We start from the raw sequence: 19,513 nt of genomic DNA on the forward strand, positions 1-19,513 counted from the left end.
CCCCAAGCTGCAGCCGCAGGGAGCGCATCATGCCCAATCCAACCGCCGCCATGCTGGTCATCGGCGACGAAATCCTGTCCGGCCGGACGCGGGATTCGAACCTCCACCACCTCGCCGGAGAGCTGACGCGCCGCGGTATCCTGCTGAAGGAGGCGCGCGTGGTGGCCGACGATGCCTCCGCAATCGGGGCCGCGGTCACGGCGCTCAGCGCGGCCTATGACCACGTCTTCACCTCGGGCGGCATCGGGCCGACGCATGATGACATCACCGCCGATGCGATCGCGGCGGCCTTCGGCGTCAACATCGGCGTGCGCGATGATGCCCGCGCCATCCTCGCCGCCCATTACGCCACGACCGGCGCTGAGCTGAACGAGGCCCGGCTGCGCATGGCACGTATCCCGGATGGCGCCACGCTGATCGACAACCCGGTCAGCCGCGCGCCGGGCTTCAGCCTCGGCAACGTGCATGTCATGGCGGGCGTGCCTGCGGTGTTCGAGGCGATGCTGGTCTCGGTTCTCGCCACCATATCCGGCGGCGACCCGATGCTGTCGCAGAGCCTGCGCGTGCTGCGTGGCGAGGGAGAGATCGCCACCCCCTTCGCGGCGCTCGCGGCGGAGTTTCCCGATCTCTCCTTCGGCTCCTACCCGTTCCAGCAGAACGGCGCCTATGGCACCAACCTCGTCGTCCGCGGCACCGATCCGGCGCGGCTCGACGCGGCGATGGCCCGGCTCGGCCGGATGGTCGCGCCGGAATGACCCCGGACCTGACGGAGGTTCTGGAGGCCACCTGGCCCGCCGCCGCGATCCACCGTGCCGGTCCCTGGGCTGTGCGCGAGGGGCGGGGCGGCGGCAAGCGCGTCTCCGCCGCCACCGCCGAGGCGCCCGTGAGTCCGGAAGTCTTTCCCGCACTGGAGGCGGCGCAGGCCGCGCTGGGCCAGCCGCCCCTCGTCATGGTGCGCGAGAAGGACAAGGCGCTTGACGCCATGCTGGAAAAGGCGGGCTACGCCGTGGTCGATCCCGTGATCGGCTATGCCGCCCCGGTCGGCCGGCTGGTGGCGGAGCTGCCGCCGCTCGCCGCCTTCGCCCACTGGCCGCCGCTCGCCATTCAGCGCGAGATCTGGGGGGCCGGCCATATCGGCCCCGAGCGTGTCGCGGTGATGGAACGGGTCACCGGCCCCAAGACCTCGCTTTTCGCGCGCAGCAGCGACCGGCCCTCCGGCGCCGGCTTCGTCGCCATCCATCAGGGCACCGCCATGCTCCATGCGCTCGAGGTGCTCAAGGCGCAGCGCCGCCAGGGCGCGGGCCTCGCCATGATGCGTGCCGCGGCGAACTGGGCGGAAACCCAGGGCGCCACGCGGTTTTCACTCGTCGTGACCCGCGCCAACACCGGCGCGCGCGCGCTCTACGCTTCCCTCGGCCTGGAGGTTGTGGGACAGTACCACTACCGGATGAAACAGGCCCAGACGTGACCCAGGACAGCCAAGTAACAGCGCTCGACCTTCCCATGGTCGACCCCCTGCCGGAGGCCACCGCGCGCTATTTCGGCATTTGCGAGGAAAAGCTCGGCCTCGTGCCGAACGTACTGAAGGCCTATGCCTTCGACATCGCCAAGCTCGACGCCTTTACCGCGATCTACAACGATCTGATGCTGGCGGACTCCGGCCTCAGCAAGCTGGAGCGCGAGATGATCGCGGTCGTGGTCTCCTCCATCAACCGCTGCTGGTACTGCCAGGTCGCCCATGGCGCCGCCGTCCGCGCGCTTTCCGGCGATCCGAAGCTGGGCGAGGCGATGGTGATGAACTGGCGCGCGATTCCCCTGAGCAGCCGCCATGTCGCGATGCTGGACTTCGTCACCAAGCTGACCGAGGCGCCCGCGAAGATCGTCGAGGCCGACCGTGCCGCGCTGCGGGATGCCGGGTTCACCGATCGCGACATCTGGGACATCGGTGCGGTCACGGGCTTCTTCAACATGACCAACCGGCTGGCCTCGGCAACCGAGATGCAGCCGAACGACGAATACCACGGGCAGGCCCGTTGATCCGCAAGGCGCTTGCCCTCCTCCTCGTCCTTCTCCCCGCCGCGGCGGGGGCTGTGACGTTGAACTTTCCCGCGCCCGCGACCCCGGCCGCCCGCCATGACGAAGCGTTGGGCAGCTACGATCTGCCGGTCGGCCCCTGGCGCGGCGGCAAGATCGACACGCTGCATGTGGAGGGCCCGCTGACCCGCATCGCCTGGCGGCTGAACACGGCGACGCTGACGACACTGCAGGTGCTCAAATCGTTGCGCGACCAGTTGCTGAAGCAGGGCTTCGCGGTGCTCTACGAATGCGACACGCGCGACTGCGGCGGGTTCGACTTCCGCTACGATACCTTCGTGCTGCCCGAGCCCGAGATGCATGTCGATCTCGGCGATTTCCGCTATCTCGCGGCGGAACGGCCCGACGCGAAGGGGCTGCAATACGTCAGCCTCCTGGTCAGCCGCAGCGCGGCCGACGCCTTCGTGCAGATGATCCAGGTCGGCCGCGACCCGGCCGTCGCCCCGCCGCCCGATGCGGCCGGCGGCACGACCCCCAATGCCGCGCTGGCCAAGACCCCGGCCGCCGTCGGCGCCGCGACGGCGGAGACGACGCCCGCCGCGATGGGCAAGCTCCTTCTCTCCCAGGGCTCCGTCGCGCTGGACGATCTCCGCTTCGACAGCGGATCGTCGGAACTTTCGCCTGGCGAGTACCCTTCGCTCGCGGCGCTGGCGGCCTGGCTGAAGGCCAATCCGAACCGCGACGTAACGCTGGTCGGCCATACCGACGACTCGGGCGGGCTGGCGGCCAATATCGCGCTGTCGCGGCGCCGGGCGGATTCGGTGCTGCAGCGGCTGGTCACGCGCTACGGCGTCGACAAGGGCCAGCTCGACGCAGAGGGCGTGGGCTACCTTGCCCCGCGCGCCACCAACCTGACCGAGGCCGGCCGCGCCAGGAACCGCCGCGTCGAGGTGATGCTGACCACCAAGTAGCGCCGCCCCCGCTGTATCGGGCCGGGGTTCCGCCCCTCAAAAAGAAAAGGGGCCGAGGCAGTCTGCACCTCGGCCCAGTCTTGCACCTTCGCGGGAGAACCTTACCAGGTATCCGGGCCCTTCTCGGCAAACTTCCGGGCCAGGAAGTCGATGAAGGCCCTCACCTTGGGCTGGGTAAACCGGCCCGGCGGATAGACGGCATAGATGCCCTGCATATCCACCGGCAGACCCGGCATGGCCTCTTCGATAAGGCCGTCCTTCATCGCACTGAAATAGAGGAAACTGGGAAGATAGGCGATGCCGAGGCCCGAGATCGCCGCATGCAGCAGCGACTGGCCGTCGTTCACCGTCAGCCAGCCGGCCGACCGGACCTGCCGCCGCTCGCCCGAAGGCGCGGTCAGCTTCCAGACATTGCCATTGGCCTGGTTGGAATAGTGCAGCAGCTTGTGCTCGTTCAGATCGTCGATCTTGTCGGGCCGCCCGTAGCGCTGGAAATAGCTCGGCGCCGCGATCATCCGCTTCGTCGTCTCGGTCAGCTTGCGGGCGCGCAGAGAGCTGTCTTCCAGCTCGCCGATCCGGATCGCCATGTCGAAGCCTTCGGAGATCAGCTCCACGTAACGGTTGTTCAGCACCATGTTCACGGTGATCTCGGGGTATTCCAGCAGGAATTCCCCCAGGATCGGCGACAAGAGGTTCACCCCGAAATCGGTCGCGACCGAGATGCGAAGCAGCCCCGAGGGCGCCGTCTGCATCGAGGTCACCAGCGCATCCGCCTCGCCCGCGTCGTTCAGCACCCGCCGGGCGCGATCGTAATAGGCAAGACCGATCTCGGTCGGGCTGACCCGCCGCGTCGTGCGGTTCAAAAGCCGTGCGCCAAGGCGCGCTTCGAGCGAGGAGACATGCTTGGAGACGGCAGATTTGGAAATGCCCATCTTCTTCGCCGCGTCGGTGAAGCCACCCTGGTCGACGACAGTTGCGAAGGCTTCCATTTCAGTCAGTCTGTCCATTGTGCACCTTCCGGGTACGCTTCACTCTCGGGGCGAGTTATTGAAGCCAATTCGGGCAGGAATGCGGAGGTGTACGGACAATACTGGGGTATTTATTGTTGTCTTAATGAAGGGTTAGCACTGTCCGCGTCGCATCGATGCCCAGGCCGCAACGATTCGGGCACCGGTCGCGTTCAATATTTTCCGGGAATGCGGCGCCAGTATGATCCGCATCGCCTTGGTTTCTTCATGAACCGGGGCCTGGTGCCCCGATCTCGCCCCGTTTTCAGGGCGCTCCGGCCTCTCGCGGACCGTTTCCGCCCCGGCTACAGCGCCGCGGCAAGCCGGGCGCCCTGGTCTATGGCCCGTTTCGCGTCCAGCTCGGCGGCCACATCCGCCCCTCCGATCAGGTGAAAGGCAATGCCTGCGGCCTCGAGTTCGGCCGCCAGGCCCCGTGCCGGTTCCTGTCCCGCGCAAAGGACGATCGTGTCGGCTTCCACCAGCTCCGGCCGCTCGCGCCCCGGGCCGTGGCTGATGCGCAGCCCGCCGGGTTCCACAGCCTCGTAATTCACCCCGCCCATCATCCTGACGCGCTTCATCTGCAGGCTGGCGCGGTGGATCCAGCCGGTGGTCTTGCCAAGGCCCCGGCCCGGCTTCTCCGCCTTGCGCTGCAGCAGCAGCACCTCGCGCGCCGGCGCCTCCGGCCGGGGGCCCCCGGGCGCCAGCCCGCCGCGCGCCTCGGCCGGGTCGGCCACGCCCCATTCCCGCCGCCACTCGGCGGGCTGCAGCGTCACATGCCGCCCGCCCTCGACAAGGAACTCGGCCACGTCGAAGCCGATCCCGCCTGCGCCGACGATCGCCACCCGCCGCCCGACTTCGGCGCCCCGCAGCACGTCGCCATAGCCCAGGACCGGCCCCTCGGCCTGCCCGGCAATCTCCGGGTCGCGCGGCAGAACCCCGGTCGCCAGCACCACCGCGTCGAATCCCGCCAGCGCCGCCGCATCCGCCGCCCGGCCCAGCCGCAGTTCGATCCCGACCCGGGCCACCTCGCCCGCGTACCAGTCGACGAGGCCCTGGAATTCCTCCTTGCCCGGCACCTTCTTGGCAAGGTTCAGCTGCCCGCCGATCTCGCCGGCCTTCTCTAACAGCGTCACGCGATGCCCCCGCTCCGCCGCCACCAGCGCCGCCGAAAGCCCCGCGGGCCCCGCGCCGACAACGGCGATCCGCTTCGGCTCCGCCGCCGGCTCAATCCCAAGCTCCGTCTCGTGGCAGGCCCGCGGGTTGACAAGGCAGGAGGAGATCTTGCCGCCGAAGGTGTGATCCAGGCAGGCCTGGTTGCAGGCGATGCAGGGCGCGATCTCTGCCCCCCGGCCTTCCGCCGCCTTCCGCACGAACTCTGGATCCGCCAGGAATGGCCGCGCCATGGAGACCATGTCGGCGCAGCCCTCCGCCAGCACCGCCTCCGCCACGTCGGGCGTGTTGATGCGGTTCGAGGTGATGACCGGGATCGTCACCTTCCCCATCAGCTTCTTCGTCACCCAGGCAAAGCCCGCCCGCGGGACAGAGGTGGCGATCGTCGGAACCCGCGCCTCGTGCCAGCCGATGCCGCTGTTCAGGATCGAGGCGCCCGCCGCCTCCACCGCCTTCGCAAGCGTCACGACCTCCTCGAAGGTGGACCCGTCCGGCACAAGGTCGATCAGAGAAATCCGGTAGATCACGATGAAATCGCGGCCCACCGCCGCGCGCACCCGCTTCACCACCTCCACCGGCAGCCGCATCCGGTTCTCGTAGGACCCGCCCCAGCGATCCTCGCGCCGATTGGTGTGGCGGACGAGGAACTGATTCAGGAAATATCCCTCCGATCCCATCACCTCGACACCGTCATAGCCCGCCTCGCGCGCGCGGGCGGCCGCGGTGGAGATATCGACGATCTGCTTCTCGATCCCGGCCTCGTCCAGCTCCTTCGGCGGAAAGGGCGAGATCGGCGACTTGATCGCCGAGGGGGCGACGCACTCCGGCCCATAGGCATAGCGCCCGGCGTGGAGAATCTGCATCGCGATCCGCCCGCCCGCGTCATGCACCCGCTCCGTCACCAGGCGGTGATTGGCGATGTCCACCGGGCTGAAAAGCCCTGCCGCGCCGGGAAAGACCCCGCCCTCGCGGTTCGGCGCCATGCCACCCGTCACGATCAGGCCCACCCCGCCCCGTGCCCGCGTGGCATAGAATTCGGCGATCCGGTTCCAGTCGCCGGTCTCCTCCAGGTTGGTGTGCATCGAGCCCATCAGGACACGGTTCGGCAGCACCAGATGCCCGAGGTCGAGCGGCGCCAGAAGATGCGGATACTGTGTCATGACGGGTCCTCCCGCCCGCGATCCTGCCGGGGCGGGGCAGCCTTGTCACGCCGAACGCCACGTCGCCCGCGGCTTCCCGGCAACCCGACCGCCGGTGCGCCCGTCTTGCCGCCCCAGCCTGGCCCGGCTTGAACGGCCCAGCCGGCGACCCTGCGCTGCCGGAGGGCCTCGCCCTCGCCGGCGAAGCTTTCGTCCGTCGCGGCGGCGAACAAGACCCTGACGCTGCGGAATGTCCGGATATGACTGCGCAGTGCGCACCCGAAGACGATCCTGGCCAAGGCGGAGTTGCAGATCAGCCCGATCGGCCGGATCCGCCGCTGGCTGTCTCTTCCCTGCGCGCCGCTGCGATGCTTGCGCACGCCCTCGCCTGAGGGGCTTGTGAGGCCGCATCGCCCTGCCTAACGTGACCCGCGGGGAGGAACGGTCATGGCGGAGTGGGACTACATCATCGTCGGCGCGGGCTCTGCCGGCTGCGTCCTGGCCAATCGCCTGAGCGAGGACCCCGGCACCCGGGTTCTGCTGCTCGAGGCTGGCGGTCGCGATACCTACCCCTGGATCCATATCCCGATCGGGTATCTCTACTGCATCGGCAATCCGCGGACGGACTGGATGTTCCGCACCGCACCAGAGCCGAACCTTGGTGGCCGGACACTTCTCTACCCGCGGGGCAAAGTGCTGGGCGGCTGCTCGTCCATCAACGGCATGCTCTACCTGCGCGGCCAGGCGGCCGATTACGACGGCTGGCGCCAGATGGGCAACACCGGCTGGGGGTGGGACGACGTGCTGCCCTTCTTCCGCAAGTCCGAGGATTATTTCGACGGCCCATCCGACCTGCACGGCGCCGGCGGCGAATGGCGGGTAGAGCGGCAGCGGCTGAGCTGGCAGATCCTCGACGACTGGATCCGCGCGGCCGAGGCCACCGGCATCCCCGCGACGGAGGATTTCAACACCGGCGACAACGAGGGCGTGGGCTATTTCAAGGTCAACCAGCGCCGGGGCTGGCGCTGGAACACGGCGAAGGGCTTTCTGAAACCCGCCCGCCACCGCCCCAACCTGCGGGTAGAGACCCACGCCCAGGCAGAAAGCCTGATCCTCGAAGGCCGTCACGCCAGGGGGGTCCGCTTCCGCCAGAACGGCATGCTGCGGGAAGAGCGCGCGGGCCGCGAGGTCATCCTCTCCGCCGGCGCGATCGGCTCGCCGCATCTCCTGCAGCTCTCCGGCATCGGCCCCGGCGCGCTCTTGCAGCAGATGGGGATCGAGGTCGCGCTCGACGCGCCCGGCGTCGGCGGCAATCTGCAGGACCACCTGCAGATCCGCTGCGCCTGGAAGGTCAGCAACGCCAGAACGCTGAACACGATGGCCGCCACGCTCTTCGGAAAGGCCCGGATCGGGCTGGAATACGCCCTGAAACGCTCCGGTCCGATGTCGATGGCGCCCTCCCAGCTCGGCGCCTTCGCCCGCTCCGCGCCGGAGGTGGCGACGCCCGACCTCGAATACCACGTCCAGCCGCTCTCGCTGGAGGCCTTCGGCGAGGCCCTGCACGACTTCCCGGCCATCACCGCCTCGGTCTGCCACTTGCGCCCGGAAAGCCGGGGCAGCGTGCGCCTCGCCTCGCCCGATCCGAAAGCCGCCCCGGTGATCGCGCCGAACTACCTCTCGACGCCGGGCGACCGGCTGACAGCGGCCCGCGCCATCCGCCTGACCCGCCGGATCATGGCGGCGGAGCCGATGGCCCGCTACGCGCCGGAAGAGTTCCGCCCCGGCCCGGAATTCGACACCGATCGGGCCCTGGGCGAGGCCGCGGGCAAGATCGGCACCACGATCTTCCATCCCGTCGGCACCGCCCGCATGGGCACGGATGCCGAGGCCGTGGTCGACCCCCAGCTTCGCGTCAACGGGATCGAGGGGCTGCGCGTCGCCGACGCCTCGATCATGCCGAGGATCACCAGCGGCAACACCAATTCTCCCACGATCATGATCGCCGAGAAGGCCGCCGCGATGATTCGCCAGGGCTGACGCCCTTCCGCGAGGGGGCCCCTACCCCGCCGTCTCCACGCAATGCCGCCGGAACGCGCGCTTCAGCATGTCGAGCTCGGCCCGCAGCAGCGCCACCTCGGCGCGCAGATCCTCGTCCAGCTCCTCCCCGGTCAGCACAGCGAAGCTCGCCAGGCGCGCACCGCTCGCCGCGTCGCGGATCAGCACCACCTGCACCCCTTCCGTCAGCGCGGTCGAGGGCACCGGCACGCGCAGACGCCAGGCCCGCTCGCGCCCCTCCACCGGCACCAGCTCCACCCCCGCCACGGGGCGGCCATCATGCGTCGCCTCGATCCGGGGCATGCCATCGCCCCCGCGCGCCACCAGATCCCCGGTCCAGATCCCGTCGCGGATCGCGATCTTCGTCAGCGTCAGCTCCATCGCCGTCTCCCCACCCTCAGAGCTCCGCCCGCGGCCGCCGGCAGAAGGCCAGGTCGCCGAGCGTGATGCGGTTCATCTCCGGACCCTCGAAGATCAGGTCCACCCAGATCCGCTCCACCCGCGTCCCGTTCAGCTTCATGTAGGCGAGGTCGAATTCCACCATCACCTCGCCCCCGCCCCGCTGCAGTTCGCGCACCGTCTGCTCCACGTTCGGCCCATGCTTGAGGTTCAGACGCGCGAAGATCTCCAGCGGCCGCTCGGTCTCGATCACGGCATCGAGCCGCATCAGGTGCCGGTTTCGCAGCCCCTCCACCGCCGCCGCCGGCAGCTCCACGGCCAGCGACAGGAACGAGCCGTCGAAGCCGAACACGTCGATCTTCAGGCCGAAGGGTGCAGGATCGGCCGCACTGCGGTTGCGGATCTGGCGCAGCGTTACCTCCGAGGCGGCGCAGTCGTGGTGCAGCGTCAGCCCGGGGCCGATCTCCGTCCGCGTTTCCACCCCGGCGCGCCCCGGCACGGTCAGGGGCTCGCGCCAGGCCTCGGGCCGCCAGGCCCAGTCGGCGCGCGCCGCCCGCGGTATCCCGCCCGTGTCCGCCGCCGATCCGCCCGTCGCCAGCCGTCCCTCGGCGATACGCAGAACCCGGTCCACCTGCTGCTTCAGGGCCCGCGCCGGGCCGTGCAGCGCGCGCAGGCGGGCCAGATCAAGGCTCTCCGCCGTCTCCGCCAGCCGGGACCAGCGGGTCAGCGCCCGCTGCTGCAGATACCGCTCCACTCTCGCGCCGAGCTTGCTGCCCATCAGAACCCCGCCACCACCTACACGGCAAATGCTCCCCAGCCTGCCGCTGCGGTTCGGGTTAGTATTGCTGCGAAAGCCCTGTCGCGCCAGCCTTTCCGGCGCCTCAGCCAGAGGTGGCGCTCGCCTTGGCCCCGGCCTTCGCGCCGGCCTGCGCCTTGGCCGCTTCGGCGGCGGCTTCGGCGCTTGCGGCGCGGACGCGGGTGATGAAGACCCGCAGGACCGCGCGGCCCACGTCGGCGGAGAAGCGCACCTCCGGCACCCCGAAGACGTTCAGCGTGACGATATGCCCGTCGAGGTCGAAAAGCGCGCGCCAGTAATCCGGCTGCACCGCCTGCCCCGGGAAGGGTGCGACATCCTGAATGTGCAACACCATCGCGCCGCGGTAGTGGCTGATCCCCAGTAGCTTCACAGTCCGGGAATCGCCGGACCGGCTCAGCACGGCGCGGCCCGCGGCGGATTGGAAGAAGGCCGTAAGCTGGCGCTCCGATCCCGCGACCGATCCGCCCTGCGCGCCCTCCGAGACGGCAGCCGTCAGCACGGCGCGGATCGGCGGGCGGCTTTTCTGCGCACCATCGGTGATCGAGGCGCAGCTGCCGAGCAGCACGAAGGCACCCTTGCTGCCCTGGTGGCTGGCGTTGGTGTCGACGCAGAAGCCCGGCGGCCCGGCGATGACGACCGCGCCATCGGCCACTGCCATGCTGGTCGGGGCCTGGCCCATCAGTATCGATGGATCGCAGCCTGCGACCATCAGCGCCACGCCAAGCGCGACCGCGGCGCGCAGACGGCGCCGGGCACCTCCGCTCGGCCAGGCCGCCAAGGCCCGTCGGGTCCTGTTCAAACGGGCGTCGGTCACCCGGTCTCCTTCCCCTGTCCCGGATTTCGAATAGCCGCCCCCGCGCCACCGCACAAGCGGGCCGAGGGGTCAAGGACACCCGCCTCGCAGGCAATTTATTGCAATCCGCGCGCCCCGGGATTAAGTCACGCGGCCAAAGGTCCCGAGCACGGCAGAACTGATGAACTGGATTTCCAACTACGTCCGGCCGAAGATCAACTCGCTGTTCTCCCGCCGAGAGGTGCCGGAGAACCTGTGGACCAAGTGCCCCGAGTGCGGGACCATGCTGTTCCACCGCGAGCTGGCCGACAACCTCAACGTCTGCAGCTCCTGCGATCACCACATGGCGATCACGCCCCGGGCGCGATTCACCGCGCTCTTCGACGGCGGCATCTTCACCGAGGCGAAGGTGCCAGAGCCGATCGCCGACCCGCTGCATTTCCGCGACCAGAAGCGCTACCCCGAGCGGATGCGCGCCGCCCAGCGCCAGACCGGCGAGAAGGAGGCCATGCTGGTTGCCGAGGGCGAGATAGGCCGCACCCGCATCGTCGCCGCCGGGCAGGATTTCAGCTTCATGGCGGGCTCGATGGGGCTCTATGTCGGCAATGCCATCATCGCCGCGGCCGAGACCGCGGTGAAGCGCAAATGCCCGCTGGTCCTCTTCTCCGCCGCCGGCGGCGCGCGGATGCAGGAGGGCATCCTCAGCCTGATGCAGATGCCCCGCTCCACCGTCGCGGTGCAGATGCTGAAGGAGGCGGGCCTGCCTTACATCGTGGTGCTCACCCACCCGACAACGGGCGGCGTCACCGCGTCCTACGCCATGCTGGGCGACGTGCAGATCGCCGAACCCAACGCGCTGATCTGCTTCGCCGGCCCCCGCGTCATCGAGCAGACCATCCGCGAGAAGCTGCCCGAGGGCTTCCAGCGCGCCGAATACCTGCTCGACCACGGCATGATCGACCGCGTCACCCACCGCGGCCATCTGCGGGAGGAGCTGATCTCCATCGTCCGCCTGCTGACCGGCCAGCCGCCGGCGGTGAAGGGCGACCTGCCGCCACCGCAACCGGCCGACGGCGCCGCTAAGACTGATGTCCCCCCGGCCGCCGCGCCGGAAACCGGAGCCGCCAAGACGTGACCGTGGCCCTTACCGGGGCGCCCGAGGGCGGCCCCGCCTCCGATATCATCCTCGAACGGCTGATGTCGCTGCACCCGAAGTTCATGGATCTGACGCTGGACCGCTCCTGGCGCCTGCTCGAGGCGCTGGGCAATCCCCAGCGCACGCTGCCGCCGGTGATCCACCTCGCCGGGACCAACGGCAAGGGCTCCACCCAGGCGATGATCCGCGCCGGGCTGGAGGCCGCGGGCAAGACCGTCCACGCCTATACCTCGCCGCACCTCGCCCGCTTTCACGAGCGCATCCGCGTGGCGGGAGAGCTGATCTCCGAGCCCGACCTCTCGGCACTGCTGGAGGAATGCGAGCAGGTGAACGGCGGCCGGCAGATCACGTTTTTCGAGATCACCACCTGCGCCGCCTTCCTCGCCTTCTCCCGCACCCCGGCCGATGCGCTGCTGCTCGAGGTCGGCCTCGGCGGCAGGCTCGACGCGACCAACGTGATCGACAGGCCGGCGCTGACCATCATCACCCCGGTCTCGCTCGACCATCAGCAATACCTGGGCGAGACGCTGGCAGAGATCGCGGGCGAGAAGGCCGGCATCCTGAAGCGGCTGACGCCCTGCGTCGTCGGCCCGCAGTCGCCCGAAGGCCTCGCCGTGATCGAGGAGAAGGCCGCCCGCCTCGGTGCGCCGCTTCTGGTCCACGGCCAGCACTGGCATGCGCGCGAAGAAAACGGCCGCCTGATCTTCGAGGACGAGACCGGCCTTCTGGACCTGCCGCGCCCGAACCTGCCCGGCCCGCACCAGATCGAGAATGCCGGCGCCGCGCTGATGGCGCTGCGCCACCTCGGCCATGACGAGGCCGCCTGCGAGGCCGCCGTCACCCGCGCCTTCTGGCCCGCCCGGATGCAGCGGCTGAAGACCGGCCCGCTTCCGGAAAGCGCGCCGGGGGTGGAGCTCTGGCTCGACGGTGGCCACAACCCGGCCGGCGGGCAGGCGGTGGCGGGCACGCTTTCGGCCATGGCCGAGCGCCCGACGCACCTGATCTGCGGCATGCTGAACACCAAGGATGTCGGCGGCTACCTGCGGCCGCTGAAGCCCTTCGTCCGCACGCTTCACGGCGTCACCATCCCGGACAACCCTGCGACGCTGACGGGGGCAGAGACCTGCGCCGCCGCCCGCGCCGAGGGGATCGAGGCCCATGAGGCCGAAAGCCCCGCCGCGGCGCTCGCCGCCATCGTGGCGAAAGACCCATCCGCCCGGGTGCTGATCTGCGGCTCGCTCTACCTCGCGGGCGCGATCCTGCGCGAAAACGGCTGAGGCTGCCCCCGCGCCGAATCTTCGTGACAGCGCGGGCGGGCCGTCCTATGGTCCACCCATGTCGACACTGAACGCCTATGCCGCATCGTTTTATTGGTACCGCTGTCTCCAGCGGATGCCGGGTGCTGCCTAGTCGATCTTCCCAAACCGACTGAGAACCCCGAAAGCCGCTGGTCCATCCGGCGGCGTTTTCATTCGCGCGGCTGGACCCCCAAGGAGAAGACAGCCGTGCTGACCGCCACCGACGATCTCCGCATTGCCGAGATCACGCCCCTCACCTCGCCCGCCGCCGTCCTGGCGGAACTGCCACGCGATGCCGCCGCAACCGCCACCGTCATGCGCGGCAGGCAAGCCGTCCGCGACATCCTGCACCGCGACGACGACCGCCTGCTTGTCGTGATCGGCCCCTGCTCGATCCACGATCCCGCCGCCGCGCGCGACTACGCCGCCCGTCTCGCCGCCGAACGCGCCCGCCACGCGAAGGATCTGGAGATCGTGATGCGGGTCTATTTCGAGAAACCGCGCACCACGGTCGGCTGGAAGGGTCTGATCATGGATCCGCGCCTCGACGGCAGCTGCCGGATCGAGGAGGGGCTGCGCCTCGCCCGCCGCCTGCTGCTGGAGATCAACGCCATGCACCTTCCGGCGGGCAGCGAGTTCCTCGACCCTATCACGCCCCAATACATGGCCGATCTCGTCAGCTGGGGCGCCATCGGCGCGCGCACGACCGAAAGCCAGATCCACCGCCAGCTCGCCTCCGGCCTGTCCTGCCCCGTAGGCTTCAAGAACGGGACCGAGGGCAACGTCGAGATCGCGCTCGACGCCATGCTCTCCGCGTCGCAGCCGCACCGCTTCCCGGCGGTGACGAAGGAGGGGCTCGCCGCGATCGCCACCACTCAGGGCAACGCCGACTGCCATGTCATCCTGCGCGGCGGGCGCGTGCCCAACCACTCCGCCGCCGATGTGGAGGCGACCGCGAAGGCGGCAGAGGCCCGCGGCCTCGCCCCCCGCATCCTGATCGACGCCAGCCACGCCAACAGCGGCAAGGACCCGGCCCGGCAGCCGGAGGTCGTGGGTGACATAAGCGCCCAGGTCGCCGCCGGCGACAGGCGGATTCAGGGCGTGATGATCGAAAGCAACCTCCGCGCCGGCAAGCAATCCGCCAAACCCGGCGCGCCTCTGGTCTACGGCCAGAGCATCACCGACGGCTGCATCGACTGGCCCAGCTCGCTTTCCGTGCTGGAGCGGCTGGCAGAGGCTGTCCGTCGCCGCCGGGAGGCCTGAGGGACCCTCCCCCCTCGCCCCGGCGCCGGGCTGCGCCTGCTCTGCCCACCGGCAGGCGCAGCCCCCCCCCCATCCCACCGTCGCATCGCGGCGTCCCGAAGCCCGACGAAGCCCCCCTGTGCATCCGCGCACCTTCCGGCCCGGCCCGCCGCGCATTAACTTGCGCCCGACAGATGGAGCGCAGACCATGACCCTCGAACTCGGCCTCGACACCTTCGGCGACAACAGCCTTGGCCCCGACGGCGCCCTGAAGCCGCACGCACAGGTGCTGCGCGACGTCGTCGAGCAGGCGGTTCTGGCGGATGACCTCGGGCTGCATTTCATCGGCCTCGGCGAACATCACCGCGCCGATTTCGCCATCTCCGCGCCAGAGATCGTACTCGCCGCCATCGCCGCGCGCACGAAGTCCATCCGCCTCGGCACTGCCGTCACCGTGCTGTCGTCGGACGATCCGGTGCGGGTGTTCGAGCGGTTCTCGACCCTCAACGCGCTTTCCGAGGGCCGGGCGGAGATCATCCTCGGCCGCGGCTCCTTCACCGAAAGCTTCCCGCTCTTCGGGCTGGACCTGAACGATTACGAGCGCCTCTTCGAGGAAAAGCTGGAGCTGATGGCGATGCTCCTGCGCGAGACGGAGGTGACATGGAAGGGCACGACGCGCGCGGCCCTCACCCGACAAAGGATCTATCCCAGCCTGTCCCAGCCTCTGATGGCCTGGGTCGGCGTCGGCGGCAGCCCGGAATCCGTGGTGCGCTGCGTCGTCCATGACCTGGCGATGATGCTGGCGATCATCGGCGGCGACGCCCGCCGCTTCCGCCCGCATGTCGACCTCTACTACCGGGCCTGCGCCCAGATCGGCCACGCGCCCCGCCCGCTCGGCGTCCATTCCCCCGGCCATGTGGCCGAGACGGACGCCGAGGCCCGCGAACAGCTCTGGCCGCATTACAAGAAGCTGCATGACCGCATCGGCTCGGAGCGCGGCTGGGCGCCGATGCAGCGCACCCAGTTCGAGGCCGAGGCCGATCACGGCGCCCTCGTCGTCGGCTCGCCCGAGACGGTGGCGCGGAAGATCGCCACCACCGCGAAAGCACTCGATCTCGCCCGCTTCGACCTGAAATACGCCTCGGGCCCGATGCCGCATGACCAGCTGATGCGCTCGATCGAGCTTTACGGCAGCAAGGTCGTCCCGCTGGTTCACGACCTTCTGGCCTAGCCCGGCCTGCCTGCAATCACGTGTTGATCTGCATCAGGGCAATGCCCCTTTCACGCGTCTACCAAGACGGTGGAAGGCCGTGCGCCTTCGCGTGGTTTCCTTGTGGTGGAGCAGGCAGGAGAGGCTAAAGCATGAAATGGCGTCCCGAATACGCAACCGGCCTCGCGTCGATCGACGAGCAGCACAAGACGCTCTTCGCCTCGACCGACAGTTTCCGCGAGGCCCTGAACGCCGGCGAGGGCGCGGGGGTCTACGACCTCTTCCTGCAGTTTCTATCCGCCTATGCCGAGGCACATTTCGGCCTGGAAGACGAATGCATGCACATCCGCAAATGCCCCGTCGCCGCCCGCAACAAGGTGGAGCACGCGGCCTTCCTGACGCTTCTCGACCGCGAGGCGATCCGCTACCGCAGCGCGGGCTTCAGCCCTGAAACGGCCGGAGCGCTGCTCGACAAGGTCGAAGGCTGGCTTACCAGCCACATCTGCCGGATCGACATACAGCTCCGCGACCACGCGCCCGGCTAACCCCAGTCCGCCGCCTGCATCTCGCGCAGCCGGCTCGCCGTGCGCCCGAATTCAAAGGACCCTTCGCCCTCGACATACAGGTTCTCCGGCGCATCGGCGGCCGATGCGATCAGCCGCACCCGCGCCTCGTAAAGCGTGTCGATCAGCGTGACGAAGCGTTTCGCCTCGTTGTAGTTCGAGGCGGTCAGGTGCGGGATGTTCTCCAGCACCAGCACCCGGATGGCGCCCGCGAGCGCAAGGTAATCCGCCGGCCCCAGCGGCCTTGCGCAAAGCTCCCAGAACGACGCGCGGGCAACGCCGTTGTGGAACGCCTCCACCACCAGCTCCCGCCCGTTCACCGGCAGGACCAGCGGGCTGCCGCGGTCGCCCCCGGTCAGCTCGGCCCAGATGGAGGAGATCGCGCGGCCGGCCTCCGCCCCCGCCGGGGTGAACCAGACCTGCGCCCCGGCCAGGCGATGCTGGCGGTAATCGCCCTCCGCCTCCAGCTCCACCACCTGCATCTTCTCGCGCAGAAGGTCGATGAAGGGCAGGAAGATCCCGCGGTTCAGCCCGTCCTTGTAAAGATCCTCCGGCACCCGGTTCGACGTGGTGACGATCACCACCCCGGCGTCGAAGAGCTTCTGGAACAGCCGCCCCACGATCATCGCATCGGCGATATCGGTGATCTGCATCTCGTCGAAGCACAGAAGCCGGGTCTTCGCGATCACCGCCTCTGCCACCGGCTGCAGCGCGTCCGCGGTCTCGGTCTTCCGCGCCGCCTCCAGCCCCTTCTGGATCTCCTGCATGAAGGCGTGGAAATGCACCCGCCGCTTCCGTTCGATCCCCGTCGCGGCCATGAACAGGTCCATCAGCATCGACTTGCCGCGCCCGACCCCGCCCCAGAGGTAAAGCCCCTTCGGCGCCGCCGGAGGCTTGGCGAATAATCCACCCAGAAGGCCCCGGCGCTTGGCAGAGGTCTCCTCCAGCCAATGCCGCACCTCCTCCAGCGCCGGCAGAACCGCGCGCTGCGCCGCGTCGGGCCGCAGATCACCTGCCGCCACCCGCGCGTCGTAAAGCTCTGTCAGCGTCTGTCGCATGCCGCCGTATACCGTTCGATCCGGTATAAGGAAAGATGATCGGCGGGCGCACATTTTGTCATTGGACAGGCCCGGCCCAGCCGCTATCTCACGCTCGGTAACACGCGCGTGACCCGCGCCTCCGGAGGCCGAGTTGACCCAGACGCGCACCCCCCTCGTCACCCCGGTTCTGATCGCCGGCAGCCTGGTGCTGATCGTCAGCTTCGCGATCCGGTCCAGCTTCGGCGTGTTCCAGATCCCCATCGGCCAGACCTTCGGCTGGCCGCGGGAGGAATTCTCCTTCGCCATCGCCATTCAGAACCTCGCCTGGGGGATCGGCCAGCCGATCTTCGGCGCCTTCGCCGAACGCTTCGGCGACCGTCGCGCGGTGACGCTGGGCGCGATCCTCTACGCCGGCGGCCTGGTGCTGACCGCCGGGGCCACGACGGCAGGCGAATACCAGCTCCTGGAGGTCATGGTCGGCTTCGGCATCGCCGGGATCGGCTTCGGCACGATCCTCGCCATCATCGGCCGCGCCGCCCCGCCGGAACATCGCAGCCTCGCGCTGGGCATCGCAACGGCGGCGGGCTCGCTCGGCCAGGTCGCGGGGCCGCTCGCGACAGAGGCGATGCTGGCCCGGATGCCGCTTTCGACGGTCTTCCTGGTCCTTGCCGCGGCGATCCTGCTGGCGCTTTTCGCGCTGCCCTTCCTGACCGCGCCGACCCCGCATCACGCCGGAACAGAGCCTTCAGAGAAGCTAACCACCGTCGTCGCCCGCGCCTTCCGCGATCCCAGCTTTACGCTGATCTTCGTGGGCTTCTTCTCCTGCGGCTACCAGCTTGGCTTCATCACCGCGCATTTCCCCGCGCTGGTGACGGAAAGCTGCGGTGCGATCTCGCCCACCGGGCCACTCGCGGCGCTCGGCATCTCCTCGACCTCGGCGTTGGGCGCGGCGGCCATCGCCTTCATCGGCATCGCCAATGTCTGCGGCACCTTCACGGCGGGCTGGCTGGGGCGGATCTATTCCAAGCGGCTTCTGCTCTCGGGCATCTACACGCTGCGCACCCTGGTCTCCGCCGCCTTCATCCTGACGCCGGTGACGCCCGCGACGGTGGTGCTCTTCGCCTTCGCCATGGGGGCGCTGTGGCTTGCCACCGTGCCGCTGACCTCGGGTCTCGTCGCGCAGATCTACGGGGTGCGCTACATGGGCACGCTCTACGGCATCGTGTTCCTGTCCCATCAGCTCGGCAGCTTCACCGGCGTCTGGCTCGGCGGCTGGATGTACGACCTCTACGGCAGCTACACCGCTGTCTGGTGGATCGGCGTGGCGGTCGGCGCCTTCTCGGCCATCGTCCACCTGCCGGTGCAGGAGGAACCGCTGGAGGCCCGGCCGATCTGAGCGCCGCCCTCCGGCCCGCTCAGATCCAGCGCAGCTTCCGAAGCAGCGCGAAGACCAGTGCAACGATGGCCAGCAGGATCGCGCAGACGATCCAGAAGCCGGCCTTGTTCTCGGCGCCCGGGATGCCGCCGACATTGATGCCCAGAAGCCCGGTGACGAAGCTGATCGGCAGGAAGACCACCGTGATGATCGAAAGCATGTAGAGGTTTCGCCCCACCCGGCCCGAAAGCACGCCCTGCAATTCGTCCCGCACGACCGCCAGCCGGTCCCGCAGCGCATCGGCATCCTCGATCGTACGTGTCAGCCGTTCATGCGCTTCGACCAGCGCCCGGGTCTCGCGCGGATCGAAAAGACCCGATTCCGCACGGATCAGCCCCGAAAGCGCATCGCGCTGCGGCCCGATATGGCGGCGGAACTGGATCAACCTGCGCCGCGCCTCCGAAATCTGCGCGCCCAGTTCCGGCTCCGGTTCCTCCAGCAGCGCATCCTCCAGGTCGTCGCAGTTCTCCTCCAGCCGGTGCAGGAACTCCTCGATCCGGTCGTTGAGCCGCTCGATCAGCCGGCAGATGAAGCTGCCGACGCGTTCCGGCCCCTGGCCGGCCGCGACCTGCTCGCTCAGATCCCCGACCGAGACGAGATCGCGCACGGCGGTAGAGACGACCCGCGCCGGATCGGCGTAGATCCGGATGGAGACCATGTCCTCCGGGTCCTGCCCGGGGTTCAGGTTCACACCCCGCAGGATCAGCAGCATCCCCTCGCCCAGCGGCGCCGCGCGCGGCCGCGTCTCTTCCGCCAGAAGCGCCCGCAGCACCAGCGGGTCCAGCCAGCCGAGATTCTCCTGCATCCAGTCCTCGGTCCGCGCATGGCTGGCGCGCAGGTGCAGCCAGGCCAGCTCCGGCGCCTGCAGCGCACCGACGATCTCGGGCTCGTGCCGCAGCCGGGCGCCACGCTCGGGGCCGTTCAGCATGTAGGCGAAAAGGATGTGCTCGCTCATGGCCCCAGAGATAGCGCGGTCCGGGGCGGGGCCCAAAGTCAAAAAGGCGGGGCCGGGCATATCTTTCCGGATCGCGGACAATCCGTTCCTGGAGCAGGAATGTTTCCTAATCGCGAACAGCTGTGCCAGGGTCTGCGGCCGGTTACGGTGCGAAAGCGGTGCAAAAGCGGTGTTATTTCGGTATTCGGATTTTGTGGCCTTTTCAGCCGTTTAGGCGCAATTTGGCGGG

General features: G+C 69.1%; 18 protein-coding genes. 11 read left to right on the forward strand and 7 right to left on the reverse strand.

Annotated elements, in window-relative coordinates; genetic code table 11:
* Window positions 1-29 precede the first annotated feature (29 nt).
* From EIP85_RS06640 to EIP85_RS06655, 4 genes are read left to right on the forward strand one after another with little or no spacing between them, the layout of a single operon-like run.
* Window positions 30-755, forward strand: coding sequence for a competence/damage-inducible protein A (locus tag EIP85_RS06640; protein WP_127901377.1), 726 nt, complete (start codon window positions 30-32; stop codon window positions 753-755).
* Window positions 752-1,468 (forward strand): GNAT family N-acetyltransferase, encoded by a 717-nt coding sequence (locus EIP85_RS06645; RefSeq protein WP_127901378.1) that lies wholly within the window; start codon window positions 752-754, stop codon window positions 1,466-1,468. The genes EIP85_RS06640 and EIP85_RS06645 overlap by 4 nt, the downstream gene beginning before the upstream one ends.
* A complete protein-coding gene (locus EIP85_RS06650; RefSeq protein ID WP_127901379.1) occupies window positions 1,465-2,037 on the forward strand; it encodes a peroxidase-related enzyme in 573 nt (190 codons plus the stop codon). Before EIP85_RS06645 ends, EIP85_RS06650 begins: the two co-directional genes overlap by 4 nt.
* Window positions 2,034-3,005: an OmpA family protein gene (locus EIP85_RS06655; RefSeq protein ID WP_127901380.1), complete on the forward strand. Its 972-nt coding sequence runs from the start codon at window positions 2,034-2,036 to the stop codon at window positions 3,003-3,005. Before EIP85_RS06650 ends, EIP85_RS06655 begins: the two co-directional genes overlap by 4 nt.
* 101 nt (window positions 3,006-3,106) lie before the next feature.
* Here the strand turns inward: EIP85_RS06655 and EIP85_RS06660 are convergent, their stop codons facing one another.
* Complete coding sequence (locus tag EIP85_RS06660; protein ID WP_127901381.1) at window positions 3,107-4,012, reverse strand: LysR family transcriptional regulator; 906 nt, start codon at window positions 4,010-4,012, stop codon at window positions 3,107-3,109.
* A 305-nt stretch (window positions 4,013-4,317) separates the two neighbouring features.
* A complete protein-coding gene (locus EIP85_RS06665) occupies window positions 4,318-6,342 on the reverse strand; it encodes an FAD-dependent oxidoreductase (RefSeq protein WP_127901382.1) in 2,025 nt (674 codons plus the stop codon).
* A 426-nt stretch (window positions 6,343-6,768) separates the two neighbouring features.
* Between EIP85_RS06665 and EIP85_RS06670 the strand changes: the two genes are divergently transcribed.
* Entirely contained in the window at window positions 6,769-8,358 is a 1,590-nt protein-coding gene (locus EIP85_RS06670) for a GMC family oxidoreductase (RefSeq protein WP_127901383.1), read from the forward strand.
* A 21-nt stretch (window positions 8,359-8,379) separates the two neighbouring features.
* On the opposite strand, the gene EIP85_RS06675 is transcribed toward EIP85_RS06670, so the two are convergent.
* The 3 genes from EIP85_RS06675 to EIP85_RS06685 form a co-directional block, all read right to left on the reverse strand.
* Window positions 8,380-8,757 carry a hypothetical protein gene (locus EIP85_RS06675; protein WP_127901384.1) on the reverse strand — a complete coding sequence of 126 codons (378 nt, stop codon included), beginning with the start codon at window positions 8,755-8,757 and terminating at the stop codon, window positions 8,380-8,382.
* A 16-nt stretch (window positions 8,758-8,773) separates the two neighbouring features.
* Window positions 8,774-9,553 (reverse strand): DUF6478 family protein, encoded by a 780-nt coding sequence (locus tag EIP85_RS06680; RefSeq protein WP_127901385.1) that lies wholly within the window; start codon window positions 9,551-9,553, stop codon window positions 8,774-8,776.
* 103 nt (window positions 9,554-9,656) lie between these two features.
* Entirely contained in the window at window positions 9,657-10,406 is a 750-nt protein-coding gene (locus EIP85_RS06685) for a hypothetical protein (RefSeq protein ID WP_127901386.1), read from the reverse strand.
* 160 nt (window positions 10,407-10,566) lie between these two features.
* Between EIP85_RS06685 and accD the strand changes: the two genes are divergently transcribed.
* From accD to EIP85_RS06710, 5 genes are all read left to right on the forward strand, one after another.
* Window positions 10,567-11,520 carry an acetyl-CoA carboxylase, carboxyltransferase subunit beta gene (gene accD / locus EIP85_RS06690; protein ID WP_127901387.1) on the forward strand — a complete coding sequence of 318 codons (954 nt, stop codon included), beginning with the start codon at window positions 10,567-10,569 and terminating at the stop codon, window positions 11,518-11,520.
* Between the two features lie 62 nt (window positions 11,521-11,582).
* On the forward strand, window positions 11,583-12,818 hold the full coding sequence (locus EIP85_RS06695; RefSeq protein WP_127901467.1) for a bifunctional folylpolyglutamate synthase/dihydrofolate synthase: 1,236 nt from the start codon (window positions 11,583-11,585) through the stop codon (window positions 12,816-12,818).
* Between the two features lie 228 nt (window positions 12,819-13,046).
* The gene (locus EIP85_RS06700) at window positions 13,047-14,102 is read left to right on the forward strand and encodes a 3-deoxy-7-phosphoheptulonate synthase (protein WP_277749287.1); all 1,056 of its coding nucleotides are present in this window, start codon (window positions 13,047-13,049) and stop codon (window positions 14,100-14,102) included.
* A gap of 187 nt (window positions 14,103-14,289) precedes the next feature.
* On the forward strand, window positions 14,290-15,312 hold the full coding sequence (locus EIP85_RS06705) for an LLM class flavin-dependent oxidoreductase (RefSeq protein WP_127901388.1): 1,023 nt from the start codon (window positions 14,290-14,292) through the stop codon (window positions 15,310-15,312).
* A gap of 131 nt (window positions 15,313-15,443) precedes the next feature.
* A complete protein-coding gene (locus EIP85_RS06710; protein ID WP_127901389.1) occupies window positions 15,444-15,836 on the forward strand; it encodes a bacteriohemerythrin in 393 nt (130 codons plus the stop codon).
* Here EIP85_RS06710 and zapE read toward each other — a convergent pair.
* Window positions 15,833-16,912 carry a cell division protein ZapE gene (gene zapE / locus EIP85_RS06715; protein WP_127901390.1) on the reverse strand — a complete coding sequence of 360 codons (1,080 nt, stop codon included), beginning with the start codon at window positions 16,910-16,912 and terminating at the stop codon, window positions 15,833-15,835. The genes EIP85_RS06710 and zapE overlap by 4 nt on opposite strands.
* Window positions 16,913-17,045: 133 nt before the next feature.
* Between zapE and EIP85_RS06720 the strand changes: the two genes are divergently transcribed.
* Window positions 17,046-18,290, forward strand: coding sequence for an MFS transporter (locus tag EIP85_RS06720; RefSeq protein WP_127901391.1), 1,245 nt, complete (start codon window positions 17,046-17,048; stop codon window positions 18,288-18,290).
* Window positions 18,291-18,309: 19 nt separating this feature from the next.
* Here the strand turns inward: EIP85_RS06720 and EIP85_RS06725 are convergent, their stop codons facing one another.
* Entirely contained in the window at window positions 18,310-19,284 is a 975-nt protein-coding gene (locus EIP85_RS06725; RefSeq protein ID WP_164871657.1) for a zinc transporter ZntB, read from the reverse strand.
* Window positions 19,285-19,513 lie beyond the last annotated feature (229 nt).

It is taken from the genome of Solirhodobacter olei (assembly GCF_004010155.1).
In the GTDB taxonomy this organism is placed as follows: Bacteria; Pseudomonadota; Alphaproteobacteria; order Rhodobacterales; family Rhodobacteraceae; genus Solirhodobacter; species Solirhodobacter olei.

Bases quoted from the DNA above. Each gene is read 5' to 3' on its own strand.
- EIP85_RS06640 (WP_127901377.1), top strand. From the start codon at position 30: ATGCCCAATCCAACCGCCGCCATGCTGGTCATCGGCGACGAAATCCTG.
- EIP85_RS06645 (WP_127901378.1), top strand. From the start codon at position 752: ATGACCCCGGACCTGACGGAGGTTCTGGAGGCCACCTGGCCCGCCGCC.
- EIP85_RS06660 (WP_127901381.1), bottom strand. From the start codon at position 4,012: ATGGACAGACTGACTGAAATGGAAGCCTTCGCAACTGTCGTCGACCAG.
- EIP85_RS06665 (WP_127901382.1), bottom strand. From the start codon at position 6,342: ATGACACAGTATCCGCATCTTCTGGCGCCGCTCGACCTCGGGCATCTG.
- EIP85_RS06670 (WP_127901383.1), top strand. From the start codon at position 6,769: ATGGCGGAGTGGGACTACATCATCGTCGGCGCGGGCTCTGCCGGCTGC.
- EIP85_RS06675 (WP_127901384.1), bottom strand. From the start codon at position 8,757: ATGGAGCTGACGCTGACGAAGATCGCGATCCGCGACGGGATCTGGACC.
- EIP85_RS06680 (WP_127901385.1), bottom strand. From the start codon at position 9,553: ATGGGCAGCAAGCTCGGCGCGAGAGTGGAGCGGTATCTGCAGCAGCGG.
- accD (WP_127901387.1), top strand. From the start codon at position 10,567: ATGAACTGGATTTCCAACTACGTCCGGCCGAAGATCAACTCGCTGTTC.
- EIP85_RS06695 (WP_127901467.1), top strand. From the start codon at position 11,583: ATGTCGCTGCACCCGAAGTTCATGGATCTGACGCTGGACCGCTCCTGG.
- EIP85_RS06705 (WP_127901388.1), top strand. From the start codon at position 14,290: ATGACCCTCGAACTCGGCCTCGACACCTTCGGCGACAACAGCCTTGGC.
- EIP85_RS06710 (WP_127901389.1), top strand. From the start codon at position 15,444: ATGAAATGGCGTCCCGAATACGCAACCGGCCTCGCGTCGATCGACGAG.
- zapE (WP_127901390.1), bottom strand. From the start codon at position 16,912: ATGCGACAGACGCTGACAGAGCTTTACGACGCGCGGGTGGCGGCAGGT.
- EIP85_RS06725 (WP_164871657.1), bottom strand. From the start codon at position 19,284: ATGAGCGAGCACATCCTTTTCGCCTACATGCTGAACGGCCCCGAGCGT.